A 20532-nucleotide genomic window follows, 5' to 3' on the forward strand; every position below is an offset into this window, starting at 1 on the left:
ATCCGTGAATGTTGCTCTATATAAAAACCATAATTATAAGATATCATGGCAGATTTAATGAAATTCGTTCAAAACGAATTAGTTGCTAAAAAAGATTTCCCTGTTTTTGGAGCTGGAGATACTATCACAGTATTCTACGAAATTAAAGAGGGTGAAAAAACAAGAACTCAGTTTTTTAAAGGAGTTGTTATTCAAAGAAGAGGTTCTGGTAACACAGAAACTTTTACTATTCGTAAAATGTCAGGTGCTATTGGAGTTGAGCGTATCTTCCCAGTAAACTTACCAGCTTTACAGAAAATTGAAATCAACAAAAAAGGAGCTGTACGTAGAGCTAGAATTTTCTACTTCAGAGAACTTACTGGTAAAAAAGCTAAGATTAAAGATAAAAGAAGATAATCATTTATCTCTTTGTTATAAAAAAGCTCGTTTCATTTATTTGAAACGAGCTTTTTTTATACTTGTTTTTTAAAATTTTTAGGAGCTAAACCCGACAGGTTTTTAAAACCTGTCGGGTTTCTGAGATTGTAGACATACACTATTTCAACGGATTAAAATCCGTTGCTACAAAATGCATCGTTCCTCCGGAACTTTATCTAAAGAGCTTTCGGCTCGATTTATTTTGTAGGGATGGATTTTAATCCATCTATCAAAAAGTTTGCGTGAGGGATAGAAGTGGAAAGCCCACAGCCTGACGAAGGAAGTGCGAGGACTTGCAGCGAATAGCCCGGCTCGCCTTTTTCGGCGAACACGCCCAAAATAAAAAAACCGACACTCATAAAGTATCGGTTTATGTTTTAATAAAAATTGGTTTTCTATTTTTTTAATAGTTTTTCCAAATATTCGATTTTATCTTTTTCAGCTTGTAGTAAACGTTCGTAAAGCTTTTCTTTTTCCTGATAAGCTTCAATCAATTTATCTAATGGATTGAAAGTACAATGATTTGCATTGAATGCACCATTTGTAAAACTGTTATCATAAAAACTATTAAAATAATTAATCATATTTTCTTCTGAAAAATTTTTAATTGCTTCAACAGTTACTCCAAGCGCTTTTGCAACTTCTGCCAATTTTTCATCATCTATTGTTTCGCTGTTTTCAATAGCCGATATAGCTTGTTGATTTGTTCCTAAAGCCTGCGCCAAAGCTTCTTGCTTCATATCACGAAGTTCACGAATACGGCTAATTTTTCGCCCTATATGATTTGGTTTTGTAAGTGTGCTCATAATTCAAAGATAATGATTAAGCGTAATACTAAACAACAAGTAAAAAACATATTAAACAATGTATCTCACATTTTGTTCTATGTCTTTTGCATTTTAGCCAAAAATACAACTTTTCATACAAAAAGAAACAAAACCAAAATGATTTTATACAACTGTAGTATTTTCGTTTTCCTAAATGTTCTGCTTTTACTTATGTTTCATCAAAACCGTAATTTTTTAATATCAAAATCACCAATTTGACAATTTAAAGAGTCCGAAATAACAATCTCATAATTCCTGTTTTTCTGATTAAAACTACACCGTTTTCGGACTGTTTTTATTATATTTGCTCCGCTCATTTTGAGCCGACAATATCATACCAATCGTTATTCCCTAACGATACGATTATAAAAAAAAAAAAAAAATGACACAGAATTCAAAAATTTTTTACACCTTAACTGATGAGGCGCCGTTATTAGCGACTTATTCTTTGTTACCAATTGTACAGGCATTTACAGCAACTGCTGGTATTGGTATTGAAACTAGAGACATTTCGTTAGCAGGAAGAATTTTATCTAATTTTCCTGAGTCTTTAACAGATGCTCAAAAAACGATAGACGCTTTAGCTGAATTGGGTCAGTTAGCAACTCAGCCAGAAGCTAACATCATCAAATTACCAAACGTTTCTGCATCTGTACCACAATTGAAAGCTGCTATTGCTGAATTACAATCTCACGGATACAATATTCCTAATTATCCTGAAGATCCTCAGAATGATGCTGAAAAGGAAATTAAGGCAAAATATGCTAAAGTTTTAGGTTCTGCTGTAAATCCGGTTTTACGTGAAGGAAACTCTGATCGTAGAGCTCCAAGAGCGGTTAAAAACTTTGCAAAAGCAAATCCACACTCTATGGGGGCTTGGTCTGCTGATTCAAAAACAAAAGTAGCTTCTATGCCAAACGGTGATTTCTACGGAAGTGAAAAATCACTAACTGTTGCAGAAGCAAATGATGTAAAAATCGAATTCGTTGCTAAAGATGGTACAACAACCGTTCTTAAAGCAAGTACTCCACTTAAAGCTGGTGAAATCATCGACAGCTCTGTTTTAAGTGTAAAAAAATTAAAAGCTTTTGCTGCTGATGCAATTGCTGAAGCAAAAAAAGAAGGTGTATTACTTTCTGTGCACTTAAAAGCTACAATGATGAAGGTTTCAGATCCAATTATCTTTGGCGCTATCGTTGAAGTATATTTTGCTGATCTTTTCAAAAAATACGAAGCTTTATTTAATGAAATAAACATTGATACCAGAAATGGTTTAGGAGATATTTACGCTAAAATTGCCGGAAGACCTGAACAAGCAGAAGTTGAAGCTGCTATCGATCAGGCAATCGCTAACGGACCAGCTTTGGCAATGGTAAATTCTGATAAAGGAATTACAAACTTACATGTTCCATCTGATGTAATCGTAGATGCTTCTATGCCGGCTATGATTCGTACTTCTGGACAGATGTACAATAAAGAAGGAAAACAAGAAGATACAATTGCAGTTATCCCGGACCGTTCTTACGCTGGAGTTTATACTGCAACAATTGACTTCTGTAAAAAACACGGTGCTTTTGACCCTAAAACAATGGGAAGTGTTCCTAACGTAGGTTTAATGGCTCAAAAAGCAGAAGAATACGGATCTCACGACAAGACTTTCCAAATGCAGGCAGAAGGAGTTGTACGCGTTGTAGATACAAAAGGAAATGTATTAATGGAACAAAGCGTTGAAGCAAATGACATTTTCAGAATGTGTCAGGCAAAAGACGCTCCAATTCAGGACTGGGTTAAATTGGCTGTAAACAGAGCTCGTTTATCTCATACTCCAGCCGTTTTCTGGTTAGACGAAAACAGAGCACATGATAGAGAATTGATCTTAAAAGTTCAAAAATACCTTAAAGACTACGATACTACCAACTTAGATATTCGTATTTTAAACCCGGTTGCTGCTACAGAATTTACTTTAGACAGAATCATCAAAGGTTTAGACACTATCTCTGTAACAGGAAACGTTTTACGTGACTATTTAACTGACTTATTCCCAATTCTTGAATTAGGAACTTCTGCTAAAATGTTATCTATCGTTCCTTTAATGAATGGTGGTGGATTGTTTGAAACTGGTGCCGGAGGTTCTGCTCCTAAACACGTTGAGCAATTTACAGAAGAAGGCTATTTACGTTGGGATTCATTAGGAGAATTTTTGGCACTTGGCGCTTCATTAGAGCATTTAGGACAAACTTTAGACAATTCTAAAGCGATTGTTTTATCTGAGACTCTAGACCAGGCAAATGACAAATTCTTAGCAAATGATAAATCTCCAGCTCGTAAAGTTGGTCAGATTGATAACCGTGGATCTCACTTCTATTTGGCATTCTACTGGGCTCAGGCTTTGGCTGCTCAAAACAAAGATGCTGAATTGAAAGCTATCTTTACTCCAATCGCTGCTGAATTTGAAGCTAACGAAGCTAAAATCGATGCTGAATTAATTGCTGCACAAGGAAAACCTCAAACATTGGGTGGATATTACCAACCAACTCCAGAGTTAGTAAGTAAAGCAATGCGTCCGAGCGAAACATTCAATGCTATTATTGCTAAAATCTAATAATAACATTATATTTATACTATTAAAGGCAGCCTAATCAGCTGCCTTTTTTTTGATCTTAACTAATCTTTAACAATAGTTCCGTAATAATATTTAGTAAGAATTACTATCTATGTATATCAAAACCAGAACAATGATTACAAAAAAAATCAGTTTCCTTCTACTTATTATATTGACTACGTTCGCCTCCTTTTCTCAGGAAAAATTTACGCTAAGCGGTACTATAAAAGACTCCAAAAACAACGAAACCTTAATTGGTGTAAATATTTATCTTCCGTCCTTAAAAATTGGAACCACAACAAACGAATACGGATTCTATTCCCTTACAATTCCTAAAGGAGAACATCAAATTGAAATTACCTATGTTGGATACCAAACTCTTCAGCAAACTATCATTTTAAATCAAAACACTAAGAATAACTTTTCGCTAAACGAAGGCGGTGAAGAACTTCAGGAAGTTGTTATTACCGATAATAAAGGAAAAATCAATATCAAATCTCCTGAAATGAGTACCAATAAACTCTCTATTGCAACCATCAAAAAAATGCCGGTCGTTTTAGGTGAAGTTGACGTTCTCAAATCAATCCTTTTGCTTCCCGGAGTTACCAATGCAGGAGAAGGCGCTTCGGGCTTTAATGTTCGTGGTGGCGGAGCAGATCAAAATTTAATCCTGCTGGACGAAGCTACCATATTTAATTCATCACACGTTTTTGGGTTCTTCTCTGTTTTTAATCCTGATGCTATTAAAGATTTAAAACTATACAAAGGAGGAATTCCTGCCCGTTATGGCGGAAGAGCCTCGTCTGTTCTGGATATCTACCAAAAAGACGGCAGCAGTAAAGATTTTCATATGAATGGCGGAATTGGATTGATCTCGAGCCGAATCCTTGCAGAAGGGCCATTGGTAAAAGACAAAGGATCTTTCCTGATTGGCGGAAGAGCTTCTTATGCTCATTTATTTTTAAAATTATCAGAAGATCAAAAAGATAATTCAGCGTATTTCTATGATTTAAACACCAAACTTAGTTATAAACTAAACGATAATAACAGCTTATATTTATCAGGGTATTTTGGTCGAGATGTTTTTAGTCTGAATAAAAGCTTTTCTAATACTTACGGAAATTCAACTTTAAATCTTCGTTGGAATCATTTATACTCCAGTAAATTATTCTCAAACCTTTCTCTAATTTACAGCGATTATTACTATGGTCTAGATCTGGATTTTGTAGGTTTCAAATGGGATTCCGGAATTAAAAACTACAACTTAAAATACGATTTCAAACATTATATTTCAGACAAATTCAAACTTAATTACGGTCTAAGCGGTATCTATTACGACTTTAACCCGGGAACTATCAAACCAACCGGAGACGATTCCGGAATTAACCCCGATCAATTAGATAAAAAATATGCTTTTGAACCTTCTGTTTATCTGGATGCCGAAAATCAGCTTTCTAAAAAAATAACCGTTTCATACGGATTGCGATACAGCCTTTTTTATCGTTTAGGAGCTTCTACTATTAATTATTACGAAAACAATAATCCTGTAATTTTTAATACCGATTTACAGATCTATGAAAAAGCAACACCAACTTCTACCCAGTATTTTGGTAAAAACAAAGTGATTCAGGACTATAATAATTTAGAGCCCCGTTTTGCTGTTTCATACCAGTTAAATGATGATCAGTCTGTTAAAGCTAGTTACAACAGAATGGCACAATACCTTCAATTGATTTCGAATACCTCATCTCCTACTCCGCTTGATGTCTGGATGCCTAGTGACAATTATATAAAACCTCAAATTGCAGATCAGGTTGCATTAGGGTACTTTAGAAATATAAAAAACGGAGCTTATTCACTCGAAGTAGAAACCTACTATAAGGAAATCAAAAACAGATTAGATTATATAGACGGTGCCGATTTAATTGCAAATGATGCCATAGAACAAGTTATTCTAAACGGACACATGAGAGCCTACGGTTTAGAAATCATGTTTAAGAAAAACGAAGGCAAATTTAATGGATGGATTTCATATACTTTATCAAAATCAGAGCAACAAACACCGGGAAGAACTCCGGAAGAAACCGGAATCAATAATGGACAATGGTACAGTTCTGCTTACGACAAAACTCATAATCTGGCGATTACCTCTGCTTATAATTTAAACGAAAAATGGTCATTTGGTGCTAACTTTGCCTTACAATCCGGGCAGCCTGTTACGTACCCGAACGGACAATATGAGTATTTAGGAATTACGGTTCCGAGTTATGGCTTAAGAAATGTGAATCGTCTGCCTGCTTATCATCACTTAGATGTTTCGGCCACTTTGACACCAAGAAAAAATAAAGACCGAAACTGGAAAGGCGAATGGGTTTTTAGTATTTACAACTTGTACAATCGTCATAATGCGGCTTCGATCAATTTCCGCCAAAATGTTGATACTGGCTCAAATGAAGCTGTACAAACCTCAATTTTCGGAATTGTGCCGGCTGTTAGTTATAATTTTAAATTTTAAAACCATTTTCTTTCAAAGAAATAAAAGATATAGTATGAAAAAAGCAGCCTTATTAATTGTGTTTTTTATATCCATTTTCTTCACCAGTTGTGAAGAAGTAGTTGATGTTGATCTGGATACAGCGCCACCAAAACTAGTCATCGAAGCAGCAATAAACTGGCAAAAAGGAACAACAGGAAGTGACCAAATAATAAAATTAACTACTACAACCGGTTATTTTGAAAATACAATTCCAACTGTTTCCGGTGCAATTGTTTATATAGAAAATAGCAAAAACGAAAGATTCAATTTTATAGAAGTTAAAAAAACCGGCAGATATACTTGTATTAATTTCGCACCGGTAATTGATGAACAATATACGCTGACCGTAGTTAGCAGAGGAAGTAGATATATCGCAACTGAAACTTTAAAATCGGTAGCGCCAATTACACGAATAGAACAAAATAATGAAGGTGGATTTACTGGAAAAGACATTGAAATAAAAGCATTCTACACTGATCCTGCCAACGAAGATAACTTCTATTTGTTTAAATATACATATCCTAACAAAGTTACATCGAGCTATTATGTATCTGAAGACAAATTCTACCAGGGAAATGAAATTTTTAGCAGTTCAGATGATGAAGATTTAAAACCAGGCGGTGAAATTGAAATCACACATTACGGCATTTCAAAACAATATTACAATTACATGAATATTTTGGTCAGTATTGCCGGCAGTAATGTTGGAGGTCCTTTTCAGTCACCTCCTGCAACCGTAAAAGGAAATATTGTCAATGTAACTAATAAAGAGAATTATCCGTTAGGCTATTTTTCATTAAGTGAAATTGATTCCCAAAAATATCTTATTAAATAAAAAAAAATGTAAATTGTTAATTCGTATTACAAAAAACAAGGGGTAAGCTAAAAAGCTTGCCTTTTTTTATACTTTTTAAACAAAGTCCTCATTTTTGGCAAATCGTATTATCTATTTGCTTTTTGAATAACAAAATGTAGTATTTTTCTTTAATTTTGTAAGTAACACATACCTCAAATCTTACAAAATGATTACCAAAAAAAAGGCTTTAATTATTGTAATTCTTATTACTTTTTTATCATTTGGCCAAAAAAAAATTACCCTGAGTGGTACTATATCAGATTTCGCAACAAAAGAAACATTAACAGGGGTCGGTATTTCTATTCCCGCCCTCAGAATAAATGCTTTAACTTATGTTAATGGCTTTTATTCGATAGAAATTCCAAAAGGAGAATATCAGGTTGAAATCAATTATGCAAATTATCAGCCATTAGAAAAAACCATTTCCGTAACGGCAAATACAAAGCTCAATTTTTTACTAAAAAGAATAGAGCAACCTGAACCAGAGCAACTTCAGGAAATAATTATTACCGCAAATCCGGCAAAAGCCAATACGCGTTCGCCTGAAATGAGTGTCAATAAACTTACAGTCTCAACCATAAAAAAAATGCCTGTTGTAATGGGTGAAGTCGATGTATTGAAATCCATTTTATTGCTTCCCGGTGTTACAAATGCAGGCGAAGGAGCATCCGGTTTTAACGTTCGTGGCGGCGGAGCAGATCAAAATCTGATTTTGCTTGACGAAGCTATAATTTTTAATTCATCGCACGTATTTGGTTTTTTCTCTGTATTTAATGCCGATGTGCTAAAGGATTTAAAATTATACAAAGGTGGAGTTCCTGCACGATTTGGCGGCAGGGCATCTTCTGTATTAGAAGTTCAGCAAAAAGATGGTAATAACCAGAATATAAACATAGACGGAGGAATAGGATTAATTGCAAGCCGCCTTTTGGTTGAAGGCCCAATTGTAAAAAGCAAAGGATCGTTCCTCATTGGCGGAAGAAGTTCTTATGCCCATTTGTTTTTAAAACTTTCTGAGGAAGACAAAAACAAAACTGCTTATTTCTATGATCTAAATGCCAAAGTAACCTACAAACTCGATGAAAATGATCACTTATACATTTCAGGCTATTATGGCCGCGATCTGTTTAGTATAAACGAAAGTTTTACCAATAGTTATGGTAATACAACAGCCAATTTTCGCTGGAGCCATAGATTTTCAGACCACTTATCTTCAAACTTATCTCTGGTATACAGCAATTATTTTTACGGTCTTGATCTGGATTTAGTGGGTTTTAAATGGATCACAGGAATCCAGAATTATAGCCTTAAATATGATTTTAAAAATTATGTTTCGGATAATTATAAACTGAATTATGGTTTAAGTGGAATTTACTATCTATTCAATCCAGGAACGCTAAGACCTCTAAATGCCGAATCTCCAATTAATGCTGATCAATTAGACAAAAAATACGCATTTGAACCCGCCTTATACCTTGATGCAGAAACTAAACTTAGTGAAAAATTTACCTTTTCGTACGGATTGCGCTATAGTATGTTTTATCGTTTAGGTGCATCGACTGTGAATCTATATAATGACAATAATCCGCTGCTCTATAATTCGGCACTGCAAATTTATCAAAAGGCAACTCCCATAGCAACAGAGTACTATGCTAAGAATAAATTGATTTATAGTTATGATAATTTTGAACCTCGTTTTTCTTTAGGATATCAATTAAACGAAAACCAGGCCCTAAAAGTAAGTTATAACAGAATGGTGCAATACTTACAGCTAATATCAAATACATCATCCCCTTCTCCGCTTGATATCTGGATGCCCAGCGACCAATACATAAAACCGCAGCTTGCAGATCAGATTGCTTTGGGATATTTTAAAAACTTCAATAACGGAGCTTATTCGCTGGAAGTAGAAACGTATTTAAAAAAAATCAGAAACAGGCTTGATTATATTGATGGAGCAAATTTACTGGCAAACAATGCCATTGAACAAGTTATCCTGAATGGAAAAATGCGTTCTTACGGACTTGAAATTTTGTTTAAAAAAAATCTGGGAAAACTTAACGGATGGGTATCTTACACCTTATCAAAATCACAACAACAAACCCCTGGCAGAACACCACAGGAAACAGGAATTAATAACGGACAATGGTACAGCTCAGTCTATGATAAACTTCATGATTTGTCAATTACCTCAAGTTATAATCTAAATAAAAAATGGTCATTCGGGATGAATTTTGCGCTACAATCCGGACAACCGGTTACATACCCAAATGCACAATATGATTACTTAGGAATAAAAATACCAAGTTATGGTTTGCGTAACGAGAACAGATTACCGGCTTACCATCACCTGGATATTTCGGCAACATTAGTTCCTAAACAAAGCAGGGAAAGAAGCTGGAAAGGCGAATGGGTTTTTAGTATTTATAATTTGTACAACCGCCATAATGCAGCCTCTATAAATTTCAGACAAAATGTAGACACAGGATATAACGAAGCCGTAAAAACCTATATGTTCGGGATTGTTCCTTCTGTAAGTTACAATTTTAAATTCCCTTCAAAAAAACCAAACAGTACTTTATAAAAGTTCCATCATTCTATTCTTAATACAATTCATTTATTATGAAAAAATTCCGTATATTATTTTTAGTTTTATCGGCTTTTTCTTTTGCAAGCTGTGAAGAAGTCGTTGATGTTAATTTAAAAACAGCTCAGCCACAATTGGTTATTTCGGCCGCCATTCAATGGGAAAAAGGTACGGAAGGAAACCGGCAAGTAATAAAACTCTCCACCACATCAAACTACTTTGACAATGAAATTCCGGCTGTTTCCGGCGCTACAATTTATGTAACAAACAGTGACCAGGAAATATTCAATTTTATTGAAGATTCTGATACAGGAGAATACATTTGTACTAATTTTAAACCTGTACTTAACGAAACCTATACTCTGGTAATCAACAATGCAGGCAATACTTATACCGCAACCGAAACCTTAAAATCAGTGGCTCCCATTACCAAAATTGTACAAAACAACAATGGTAGTATTACTAAGGATAAAATTGAAGTAAAAGCCTATTTTATTGATCCTCCCGATCAAAAAAATTATTATTTTTATAGTTACCAATATTCTAATAGGCCTACCGGAAATCATTCTGCAGAAGAAGATCGTTTTTTTCAGGGCAATGAATTTTTCAGCGTTTCTTATAACGACGAATTAAAAGAAGGCGATCAGGTTGAAATTCAACATAGCGGAATTTCCGAAGATTATTATAATTATCTTTGTATCATAATAAGTCTGGCTGGTGAAAGTGGACGTTTGCCATTTCAATCTCCTCCTGCACCGGTAAGAGGAAACATTCTGAATATAACAAACAGCAACGATCATCCGTTAGGTTTTTTTTCGCTAAGTGAAACCGATTCCCGAAAATATACAATTCAATAAACATGCTCAAATGGAAGCTCACATAAAAATCTTAACCGAGAAAAAATTAATCGGGAAACACATTTTAATGTCATTTATGGAAAATAAAACCTTTCAGTTATGGAGTAATTTTATGCCCAGACGAAAGGAAATCGAAAATACGATAGACCATATTTTATATTCCTTGGAAGTATTTTCTGCAAATCATTTTGACAATTTTGACCCAAATGATAATTTTCAAAAATGGGCTGCAGTTGAAGTTAAAAACTTTGACGAGATACCACCGGAGATGGAAACTTTAATAATCCCTACCGGAATATATGCTGTTTTCCTTCACAAAGGATCACAAGCGGAAGCGCATACCACTTATCACAATATTTTTACACAATGGCTGCCTAATTCTGACTATACGGTAGACGACAGACCGCATTTTGCCGTAATGGATGAAAGATATAAAAAAGACGATCCAACCTCTGAAGAAGAAATATGGATTCCGATAAAAAGTAAAAATTAATATCATGATCGAAACACTAAAATCACTTTACAATAGAGATCTGAACAAACTGAAGGTAGAAATTGAATCATACCAAAATGAAAAATCACTTTGGATTATCGATAAAAATATATCCAATTCGGCAGGAAATCTTTGTCTTCATTTAATTGGAAACCTCAACACTTATGTTGGTGCAGAATTAGGAAAAACAGGTTACGTTAGAGATCGTCCTTTAGAATTTTCATTAAAAGACATTTCAAAATCAGAATTAATTTCCAAAATTGAAAACACAATTCTTGTTGTAAACAATGTTCTTGATACTCTAACCGAAGAAGATTTAAAAGTTATTTATCCTCAAATCGTTTTTGAAAAAGAAATGACAACCGGATTCTTTCTGGTTCATCTCTCAACACATTTAGCCTACCATTTAGGCCAGATTAATTATCACCGCAGATTACTGGACTTCTGATCCACTATCAAAAAATCTAAATTCTAAATTCAGAAATCTAAAATTGTAAACGTACCTTTGCTCCACATTCAATAAAATTCATATGTCATCACACCATATAGTTCGCGACGATCAGGAACCCGCTTTAATAATTGCAAATGGCGCGGCCTGTGATCCCGAATTATTAGGACAATTGCTTGAGTGGTCTCCACTGGTTATCGTTCTGGATTCAGCCATGGAAAGAGTTGTTGAATTAGGCATTAAGGTAGATGTCCTTTTAGGAGATTTTGATCGTGGTTTCGACCCTGAAATTTATAAAACGTCACAATATCCTATCGAAATTGTGCACACACCGGATCAGGATAAAACAGATCTTGAAAAAGCTCTGGATTACTTAATAAAAAGAAAAATCCCTGCTGTAAATGTAATCTGGGCAACCGGAAGACGTGCAGATCACACGATCACAAATCTTACGAATATTGTTCGTTACCGTGATTTAATAAAAATCGTAATTCTCGACGATCATTCCAAAATCTTTTTGCTGCCAACGAAATTTGAAAAATGGTATACCGCAAAAACTCCAATTTCCCTGATTCCAATTGGCGTTGTAAATGGTATTTATTCAATCAATTTAGAATATCCGCTTCAAAATGATACTTTAACAATGGGCTACAGAACCGGAAGCAGTAATTCTGTCAAAGAAGACGGGCTTGTAACTATTACACATCAAAACGGTGATCTGCTTTTGATGGAATGTTTTGATTAATATTATCTTAAACAAAGTCTTTTTTTTGTAGCAAAAAAGATTATTTAATATTTTTACTAAATATTGGCAATTGAAAAAGAACACATATTCAATCTTGACATAGTAGATATTATACAGCAATATATTAAGTCAAAACTAATGAAACATCATTTTGGAGATTTTTTGGATAGAACAGGGGATTATTGGACAACAATTCCAAATAGAGAAAGATTTGCGTTTATTGCAGATTTTGAAATCGCAAACAAAGACGAAGTAAAAATTCTGACTATAAACAAATCCCAAGACAAAATTTATTGGGAACAAATTTTTGACTGTCCAAATCTTGAAGAATTAACACTTCATGATCCAACCAAAGAACAGGTTCAAGCAATCCGTAAGTTAACAAACATTAAAAGATTAAGAATAACTTTTTTCAGAACCCCTGACATTGAATTTATCAGGGACTTTATCAATTTAGAAGAACTAATTCTTGAATATGTTTCTGGATTTTCAGATTTAACGCCATTAAAGAAATTAAAAAAACTAAAATCCGTTCACTTTGAAAATTTAAGAAGAGTAACTGACTTTAGTGGATTATCTGAAATGGAAAGCTTAAGATATATCTATATAAGTGGAACTTTAGATTGGAATCAACCAATTGAAAATCTCGACTTTTTAAGCGAGGTTCCTAATTTGGAAATTCTTTGTATGGGCTTTGGAGTTAAAATAGTAAATACAACATACCCTATTTTCAAATCATTAGTTAAGAACAAAAAAATTAAGAAATTAAGATTAGGTAGAGCTTTTTGTAGCTTAGAAGACTACGCGTTCGTTGAAGTATTATTTGGAAAAGAAAATATTGTTTATTTTGACAATAGTCCTGTTGAACTTTTCTTTAAAAATGAGCAAAGAATTGAATTTTTAGGAAAAGGAATGCGAAGTATATCTTCAGAAAATTCAAATGAAAAATGTGAAGAAATTACTCAAAAATATGAAAAAATGAAAATAAAAGCGACAGAGTATTTATTAAGCTACTCTTAATGATAAGCTTTTATAATTGATTTGAGCAATAGAATAAAATCTTTTCCAAAAAAGGAATACCTATCTTTGCACTCAAATTCACAAAATGGAAACAAACAATAATTCTGAAAAAAGCATTTTACACCCTAGAAATCTTCATCGCTCACGTTATGATTTTGAGAAACTGATTTCAAATTGCCCGGAATTAAAAGCATATGTTTCTATAAACAAACACCAAATTGAAACCATTGATTTCAGTAATCCGCTTGCTGTAAAAACGTTGAACAAAGCTTTACTGCAAACTTATTACGATATTCAAAACTGGGATATTCCTAAAAATTATCTTTGCCCGCCAATTCCCGGCCGTGCAGATTATATACACTACCTAGCAGATTTATTAGCCGAAACCAACAATGGAGTAATCCCCGAAGGAAATGCTGTTTTAGGACTAGATATCGGAACAGGAGCAAATTTAATCTATCCGATATTAGGGTATTCCATTTACAACTGGAGTTTTGTTGCCACAGATATTGAAAAAAAAGCAATTGAAAATTGCAGTAAAATCATTAAAGCAAATCCAAAATTAATCGATGCCATCAGTTTACAACAACAAACTGAGTCGCGATTTATTTTCAAAAACATTATTATCCCCGAAGATCGTTTCACTTTTACGATGTGTAATCCTCCCTTTCACGCATCGGCAGAAGAGGCAAATAAAAGTACCTCCAGAAAAGTTTCCAATCTAAATCCAAAGGAAAAAAGAAACACAAATCCCGTTTTAAACTTCGGTGGACAAAATGCCGAATTATGGTGCAACGGTGGCGAAATTGGTTTTGTAACCCAAATGATTTACGAAAGCGCCAAATATGCTACGCAATGTTTATGGTTTACAACTTTGGTTTCAAAAAGAGAAAACCTTTCTTCGATTTATAAAACGCTGAAAAAAATCAATGCAGTTTCTGTTAAAACAATTGACATGGCGCAAGGACAAAAAAACAGCCGTATTGTAGCCTGGACATTTTTGAATGAAGCGGAACAAAAAAAATGGTCTATTTAAAACACTGATTTACAATATCAAATCTTGATTTTATAATTTGCTTTTGCTATATTTAGTCTAAATATTTTAATATCAAGACTATGGCAGAGTATATTGGTTACCTCGCATCCGTTTTTATTGTTGGAGGTTTTTTACTGAAAGATCTCAGAACAATTCGGTTTATTAATATGTTTGGCTGCATTTGCTTTGTGATTTATGGCATCTTCCTGAAAGATTTCAGAGATTTTAATCAATGGCTATTACCTGTAATTATTCCTAATGCAATTTTAGCTTTTGTACAGATTTATCACCTTACGGTAAAAAAAGCTTAAAGATTACAATTATGATATTTTGAGAAAAAATTCTGAAACTTATTCAGTAACATATTATTGTACCTTTAAAGTAAATTGAACTTTATGAGTACATCCAAAATATTCGTCAGATTATTCCTTATTCTTTTACTGGTAAGTTGCGCTTCTAAAAAAACAAAATTTGAAGATTACGTTTTTGAAACTAAAAGCGACAAACAAAATTACATTGCGGCTTACAACGAAGCTTTAAAACTTTGGGATATTCCATATGCCGAAGAAAATGTAAAAACAAGTTTTGGAACTGCACACGTTATAATTGCGGGTCCAAAAAATGGCAAAGACTTAGTTTTACTTCACGGAATGGATGCCAGCTCTACAATGTGGTATCCAAATATTAAAGCTTTAGCCAAAAACCATCGTATCTATGCTATCGATTTTTTGATGGAACCAGGAAAATCAAACTTAACAGCCAAACCACTTTCAAAAGAAGAGATTGTAATATGGTACAATGAAATCTTTGCACATTATAAATTAAAACAATTTGATATTGTTGCCGCTTCCCGTGGAGGCTGGATTGCAACTTTATTAGCCACTCAAAAAACAAATTCTATCGACAAAATGGTTTTATTAAGTCCGGCACAAACCTTTAAATTTATCGATAAAGTAAGAAAAACAAGTGCCGCATTAATGCTAAAATTATTTCCTAGTGAAAAGAAATTTGAGAAAACATTAGAAACCTTCTCTGCACATCCCGAAAAGATAAGTCCCGTTTACAAAAAACAGTTTTATCTGGCCAATAAATACGCAAAATCAAACTCAAGCATGCTTAAAATGACACCTTTTTCAGATGATGAATTACGATCGGTTTCAAATCCGGTTTTGGTTTTAATTGGTGATCACGATGTCATTAATTCGAACGAAAGTTTAGAGCGTGCAGAAAAATATACACCAAACTGTAAAACTATTACCGTAACAGATGCTGGTCATTTTTTAAGTATTGATCAGTCAAAATTTACAACCGATGCTATTATTAATTTTCTCGAATAGCCCACAAACTTTGTATCTTTACAAAACTAATTTTTCATCAGTAAAAAATGAATTTTCAAGTAGCTTCAGATTATAGTCCCAAAGGAGATCAGCCACAAGCCATTCAAAAACTAGCACAAGGTGTTGTTGATGGCGAAAAATATCAAACTTTATTAGGCGTTACAGGATCCGGTAAAACATTTACTGTAGCAAATGTAATTCAGGAAGTACAACGTCCAACGCTTGTTTTGGCACACAATAAAACATTGGCAGCGCAGCTGTATTCAGAATTCAAACAATTTTTCCCTAATAATGCAGTAGAATATTTCGTTTCTTATTACGACTATTACCAGCCTGAAGCTTTTATGCCTGTAACAGGTGTTTTTATCGAGAAAGATTTATCTATCAATGAAGAGCTTGAAAAGATGCGTTTAAGCACCACTTCTTCTTTGCTTTCAGGAAGACGTGACGTTTTGGTTGTAGCTTCGGTTTCCTGTTTGTATGGTATTGGAAATCCAGTTGAATTTCAAAAAAATGTAATCGAAATACATCGTGATCAGGTTATTTCAAGAACAAAATTATTACATAGTCTGGTGCAGAGTTTATATGCCAGAACAGAAGCTGACTTTAATCCCGGAACTTTCAGAATAAAAGGCGACACAGTCGAAGTATACCCAAGTTATGCTGATGATGCCTATCGAATTCACTTTTTTGGAGATGAAATAGAAGAAATAGAATCCTTTGATGCTACAACTTCTCAGGTAATAGAAAAATTTAAAAGACTAACCATTTATCCTGCCAATATGTTTGTGACTTCACCAGAAGTTTTACAAGGAGCAATCTGGGAAATTCAGCAGGATTTAGTGAAACAAGTTGATTATTTTAAAGAAATAGGCAAACATCTGGAAGCCAAACGTCTGGAAGAAAGAACCAATTTTGATTTAGAAATGATTCGCGAATTGGGTTATTGCTCCGGAATCGAAAATTACTCCCGTTATCTTGACGGAAGAGAAGCCGGAACAAGACCTTTCTGTTTATTAGATTACTTCCCGAATGATTATTTAATGGTTGTAGACGAAAGTCACGTTACGGTTTCGCAGGTTCATGCTATGTATGGAGGTGACCGCAGCCGTAAAGAAAATCTGGTGGAATATGGTTTTAGATTACCAGCTGCAATGGACAACAGACCTCTTAAATTTGAGGAGTTTGAAGCCATGCAAAATCAGGTAATTTATGTATCGGCAACACCAGCCGATTATGAATTGCAAAAATCTGACGGAATATATGTTGAGCAGGTTATTCGTCCAACAGGATTGTTAGATCCCGTTATCGAAGTCAGACCGAGCTTAAATCAAATTGACGATCTGATTGAGGAAATTCAGCTGCGTTGTGAACTGGATGAAAGAGTTTTAGTAACAACTTTAACTAAAAGAATGGCCGAAGAACTGGCCAAATACCTGACTAAAGTTAATATTCGTTGTCGTTATATTCACTCTGACGTAGATACCTTAGAACGTATCGAAATCATGCAGGATTTAAGAAAAGGTATTTTTGATGTTCTAATTGGTGTAAACTTACTCCGCGAAGGTCTGGATTTACCAGAAGTTTCACTTGTAGCTATTTTAGATGCTGATAAAGAAGGGTTCTTAAGAAATCACAGATCTTTAACACAAACTATTGGTCGTGCCGCAAGAAATTTAAATGGTAAAGCGATTTTGTATGCTGATAAAATTACGGCCAGTATGCAACGAACAATCGACGAAACCGAATATCGAAGAACAAAACAGATTAATTTCAACACGGCAAATAATATAACTCCACAAGCTCTAAACAAAAAAATCGACAGCGCGTTTACAAAAAATCCTTTGGTAGAATACGAATTAGGTCACACTTTGACTGCGGCAGCTGAACCGGAACCAACGTATCTGTCTAAAACAGAATTAGAAAAAATGATTCGCGAAAAACGTAAATCTATGGAGAAAGCCGCTAAAGAATTAGACTTTCTACAGGCAGCCAAATTACGTGATGATATCAAAAAACTTCAGGAGCAATTACCTTAAAATAAAAATATAACAAACTAACTATCAATTGTTTAAAATAATTACATAAATTTACATATCCATAATCTACTAGTATTCAGTCTTACTTCAAAACTAGATAAATTATGAACACTAGATTTACTTTGACTATTGTTTCTCTTTTGAGTGCAGTAGCACATGATTTTGGGCAAATCAAACCGCAGCCCGCTACAGAAAAAATTGTTACAGATGAATATTTTGGCGAAAAGATAGAAGATCCTTATCGGTATCTTGAAAATCTAACTGATCCAAATGTAGTTACCTGGATGAAATCAAATACTGATTACGCCCAGGCAAAACTAAATGAAGTCCCTGAACGTCAAAATCTAATCAAAAAACTCAAAGAGTTTGATGCCAGAAAAGAAAGTACTATTACATTTCTGCGAATTACTGAGAATAATAATTATTTCTATCTGAAACGAAATGCCAACGAAGAAAATGGCAAATTGTACCACAGAGTTGGCTACAAAGGGGCCGAAAAATTACTTTTTGATCCTGACACCTACAAAAAATCTGCAAAAGTAAATTACAATATCAGTTCTATAACTCCCAATGAAAAAGGAGATAAAGTAGCTATAGAAATAGCACCAAGCGGTTCTGAAAGTGCTGAATTATTAATTGTAAATATTAATGGAAAAGTATATCCGGAAATTTATGATAAATGCTGGTTCAGTAGTCCTTCATGGTTACCAGATGGAAATTCTTTTACCTACGGAAGATTAAATTCTGCTGATGTTACCGACCCAAACAGACTCTTACATTCTAAGGTTTATTATCATAAATTAGGAGAAGACCCCAAAAAAGACATCGAATACTTTTCGGACATTACCAATCCGGAACTTAAAATTAATGCAGAAGAATTCCCTTTAAATTATTATGATAAAAATTCAAATAAAAACTACGGACTAGTTCTTACTGTCGACAATAGAATGAAACTGTACACCACCGATTTAGCAGCAAATTTAAAACCTGCAAAATGGACCACTTTAGTAGATAAATCAGACGAGGTAACAAACTTTAATGTAGATAAAGAATCTATTTATTATTTAACTTATAAAAATGCTTCCAACTACAAAATCATCAAAGTTCCAGTTTCAAATCCTGATATTAAAAATGCAGTAACGGTTATTGATGAACCAAAAAATGGAAACATTACCGACTTTAGACTTACCAAAGATGGACTGTATTATTCACTCACAGAAAATGGCGTAGAGGCCAAAGTCTACTATCTGGCCAAAGGAAAAAAAGATCCGGTTGAATTAAAATTACCATTTCAGGCTGGCTCAGCTACTTTTTTGACTGTTAGCGAAGATAAAAGCGAAATATGGATCACTATTTCAGGCTGGACCTCTCCTACTAAACGTTACTTATACAACCCAACTTCAAATACATTCACTTACCAACCCTTAACAAAAGCTATTGAATATCCTGAATTTAAAGATATAGTCTCTAAAGAAGTTATGATTCCATCCTATGATGGTGTTATGGTTCCTGTTTCTATCATATACAATAAAAACATCAAACTAAATGGAGATAATCCCGTTCTTATGATGGGATATGGCGCATACGGAATTTCTATGGAACCACGTTTTAGCACCGGTTTTACATTGCCATATTGCACTTATGGGGGTATTTATGTTATTACCCACGTTAGAGGTGGCGGTGAGTTGGGAGAAGCCTGGCACAAAGCAGGTTTTAAGACCACCAAACCTAATACCTGGAAAGATCTTATTGCAACTGCAGAATATCTCATTAAAGAAAAATATACATCTCCAAAAAGACTGGCAATCTGGAGCGCAAGTGCCGGAGGCATATTAATTGGAAGAGCTATTACAGAACGACCAGATTTATTTGCAGCTGCTATTCCTGAGGTGGGTTCATTCAATACAATTCGTTCTGAAGTTTCGCCTAATGGCCCGGGAAATGTTCCTGAATTTGGAACTGTAAAAGATCCGACAGAATTTAAAGCCTTATTGGAGATGGATTCCTATCATCATATTAAAAAAGGAACCGCATATCCTGCAACCTTAATCACAGCAGGTATAAATGATCCGCGTGTTATTGCATGGGAACCGTCAAAATTTGCTGCTTCGCTTCAAAATGCAAATACTTCTGACAAACCTATTCTTTTCTATACTGATTTTGAATCTGGTCACGGAATGGGTGACAGCGCAACAAAAGCAATCGAAAAATCAAGCAATCTGATTAGCTTTGCTTATGCTAATACCGGGCATCCAAAATTTCAAACTCCCAAAAAACTAAAACCTTAATAAAACAATACCGCTTAATTGTGCTGTTCCTGAAAAACTTTCAATAATACTTTTGGGTCAATTATTGCATTTGGTGCTTTTTTCATCAAATCCAAAACTCTTTTTACCGCACTTGGATTCAGTCCCATTCCAAGTGCGATTTGCTGAATTGCTGTCGCTTCTCTTTTGTGCAGAATACCATCACAATGCATAATCAGAGCCAGTCTGTAAAATTGCTGAATGCGCTGAAACTCTGATCTAATGACTTGAATAGGATGCTCCTGATGAAATAAATCCTGAAATTCCTCGTCATTGATATTCAATTCCTCAGCTACAATTCTTAGAAAATCAAGCTCACGTTTGTGCAAATGCCCATCTATTGTGGCAAACGTAATCATTTCTAAAAGTAAACTTCTTTTTTCGGCTTCTGTATTCATCAATTTATTATTTTTAGCTAAATTATTG

The 20532-nt window shown here is 34.2% G+C and carries 17 protein-coding genes; 15 read left to right on the forward strand and 2 right to left on the reverse strand.

Annotated features, from left to right (window positions below):
• Positions 1 to 45 precede the first annotated feature (45 nt).
• On the forward strand, positions 46 to 396 hold the full coding sequence (rplS, locus tag OLM51_RS17135; RefSeq protein ID WP_026981821.1) for a 50S ribosomal protein L19: 351 nt from the start codon (positions 46 to 48) through the stop codon (positions 394 to 396).
• 416 nt (positions 397 to 812) lie between these two features.
• On the opposite strand, the gene OLM51_RS17140 is transcribed toward rplS, so the two are convergent.
• Positions 813 to 1223: a helix-turn-helix domain-containing protein gene (locus tag OLM51_RS17140; RefSeq protein ID WP_264551815.1), complete on the reverse strand. Its 411-nt coding sequence runs from the start codon at positions 1221 to 1223 to the stop codon at positions 813 to 815.
• 403 nt (positions 1224 to 1626) lie between these two features.
• Between OLM51_RS17140 and OLM51_RS17145 the strand changes: the two genes are divergently transcribed.
• The 14 genes from OLM51_RS17145 to OLM51_RS17210 all read left to right on the forward strand — a co-directional run bounded on the left by OLM51_RS17145 (position 1627) and on the right by OLM51_RS17210 (position 20088).
• On the forward strand, positions 1627 to 3846 hold the full coding sequence (locus OLM51_RS17145) for an NADP-dependent isocitrate dehydrogenase (RefSeq protein WP_264551816.1): 2220 nt from the start codon (positions 1627 to 1629) through the stop codon (positions 3844 to 3846).
• Positions 3847 to 3979: 133 nt separating this feature from the next.
• Complete coding sequence (locus tag OLM51_RS17150) at positions 3980 to 6361, forward strand: TonB-dependent receptor (RefSeq protein ID WP_264551817.1); 2382 nt, start codon at positions 3980 to 3982, stop codon at positions 6359 to 6361.
• A 34-nt stretch (positions 6362 to 6395) separates the two neighbouring features.
• Complete coding sequence (locus OLM51_RS17155; protein ID WP_264551818.1) at positions 6396 to 7217, forward strand: DUF4249 domain-containing protein; 822 nt, start codon at positions 6396 to 6398, stop codon at positions 7215 to 7217.
• Between the two features lie 187 nt (positions 7218 to 7404).
• Positions 7405 to 9822, forward strand: a complete 2418-nt coding sequence (locus OLM51_RS17160) for a TonB-dependent receptor (RefSeq protein WP_264551819.1) — start codon at positions 7405 to 7407, stop codon at positions 9820 to 9822.
• Between the two features lie 38 nt (positions 9823 to 9860).
• Positions 9861 to 10682 (forward strand): DUF4249 domain-containing protein, encoded by an 822-nt coding sequence (locus OLM51_RS17165; protein WP_264551820.1) that lies wholly within the window; start codon positions 9861 to 9863, stop codon positions 10680 to 10682.
• A 10-nt stretch (positions 10683 to 10692) separates the two neighbouring features.
• On the forward strand, positions 10693 to 11175 hold the full coding sequence (locus OLM51_RS17170; protein ID WP_264551821.1) for a GyrI-like domain-containing protein: 483 nt from the start codon (positions 10693 to 10695) through the stop codon (positions 11173 to 11175).
• A 1-nt stretch (position 11176) separates the two neighbouring features.
• A complete protein-coding gene (locus OLM51_RS17175; RefSeq protein ID WP_264554304.1) occupies positions 11177 to 11623 on the forward strand; it encodes a DinB family protein in 447 nt (148 codons plus the stop codon).
• Positions 11624 to 11705: 82 nt separating this feature from the next.
• A complete protein-coding gene (locus tag OLM51_RS17180; RefSeq protein WP_264551822.1) occupies positions 11706 to 12368 on the forward strand; it encodes a thiamine diphosphokinase in 663 nt (220 codons plus the stop codon).
• A 63-nt stretch (positions 12369 to 12431) separates the two neighbouring features.
• A complete protein-coding gene (locus OLM51_RS17185; RefSeq protein WP_264551823.1) occupies positions 12432 to 13388 on the forward strand; it encodes a leucine-rich repeat domain-containing protein in 957 nt (318 codons plus the stop codon).
• Between the two features lie 85 nt (positions 13389 to 13473).
• Entirely contained in the window at positions 13474 to 14424 is a 951-nt protein-coding gene (gene rlmF, locus OLM51_RS17190) for a 23S rRNA (adenine(1618)-N(6))-methyltransferase RlmF (protein ID WP_264551824.1), read from the forward strand.
• A gap of 80 nt (positions 14425 to 14504) precedes the next feature.
• Positions 14505 to 14735: a uroporphyrinogen decarboxylase gene (locus OLM51_RS17195; RefSeq protein WP_264551825.1), complete on the forward strand. Its 231-nt coding sequence runs from the start codon at positions 14505 to 14507 to the stop codon at positions 14733 to 14735.
• Positions 14736 to 14819: 84 nt separating this feature from the next.
• Entirely contained in the window at positions 14820 to 15761 is a 942-nt protein-coding gene (locus OLM51_RS17200; protein WP_264551826.1) for an alpha/beta fold hydrolase, read from the forward strand.
• A gap of 47 nt (positions 15762 to 15808) precedes the next feature.
• The gene (gene uvrB / locus OLM51_RS17205; protein WP_264551827.1) at positions 15809 to 17800 is read left to right on the forward strand and encodes an excinuclease ABC subunit UvrB; all 1992 of its coding nucleotides are present in this window, start codon (positions 15809 to 15811) and stop codon (positions 17798 to 17800) included.
• 104 nt (positions 17801 to 17904) lie between these two features.
• A complete protein-coding gene (locus OLM51_RS17210; protein ID WP_264551828.1) occupies positions 17905 to 20088 on the forward strand; it encodes a prolyl oligopeptidase family serine peptidase in 2184 nt (727 codons plus the stop codon).
• Positions 20089 to 20102: 14 nt separating this feature from the next.
• Here the strand turns inward: OLM51_RS17210 and OLM51_RS17215 are convergent, their stop codons facing one another.
• Positions 20103 to 20504: a TerB family tellurite resistance protein gene (locus tag OLM51_RS17215; protein WP_264551829.1), complete on the reverse strand. Its 402-nt coding sequence runs from the start codon at positions 20502 to 20504 to the stop codon at positions 20103 to 20105.
• Positions 20505 to 20532 lie beyond the last annotated feature (28 nt).

Source organism: Flavobacterium sp. N2038 (assembly GCF_025947185.1).
Taxonomy (GTDB): Bacteria; Bacteroidota; Bacteroidia; order Flavobacteriales; family Flavobacteriaceae; genus Flavobacterium.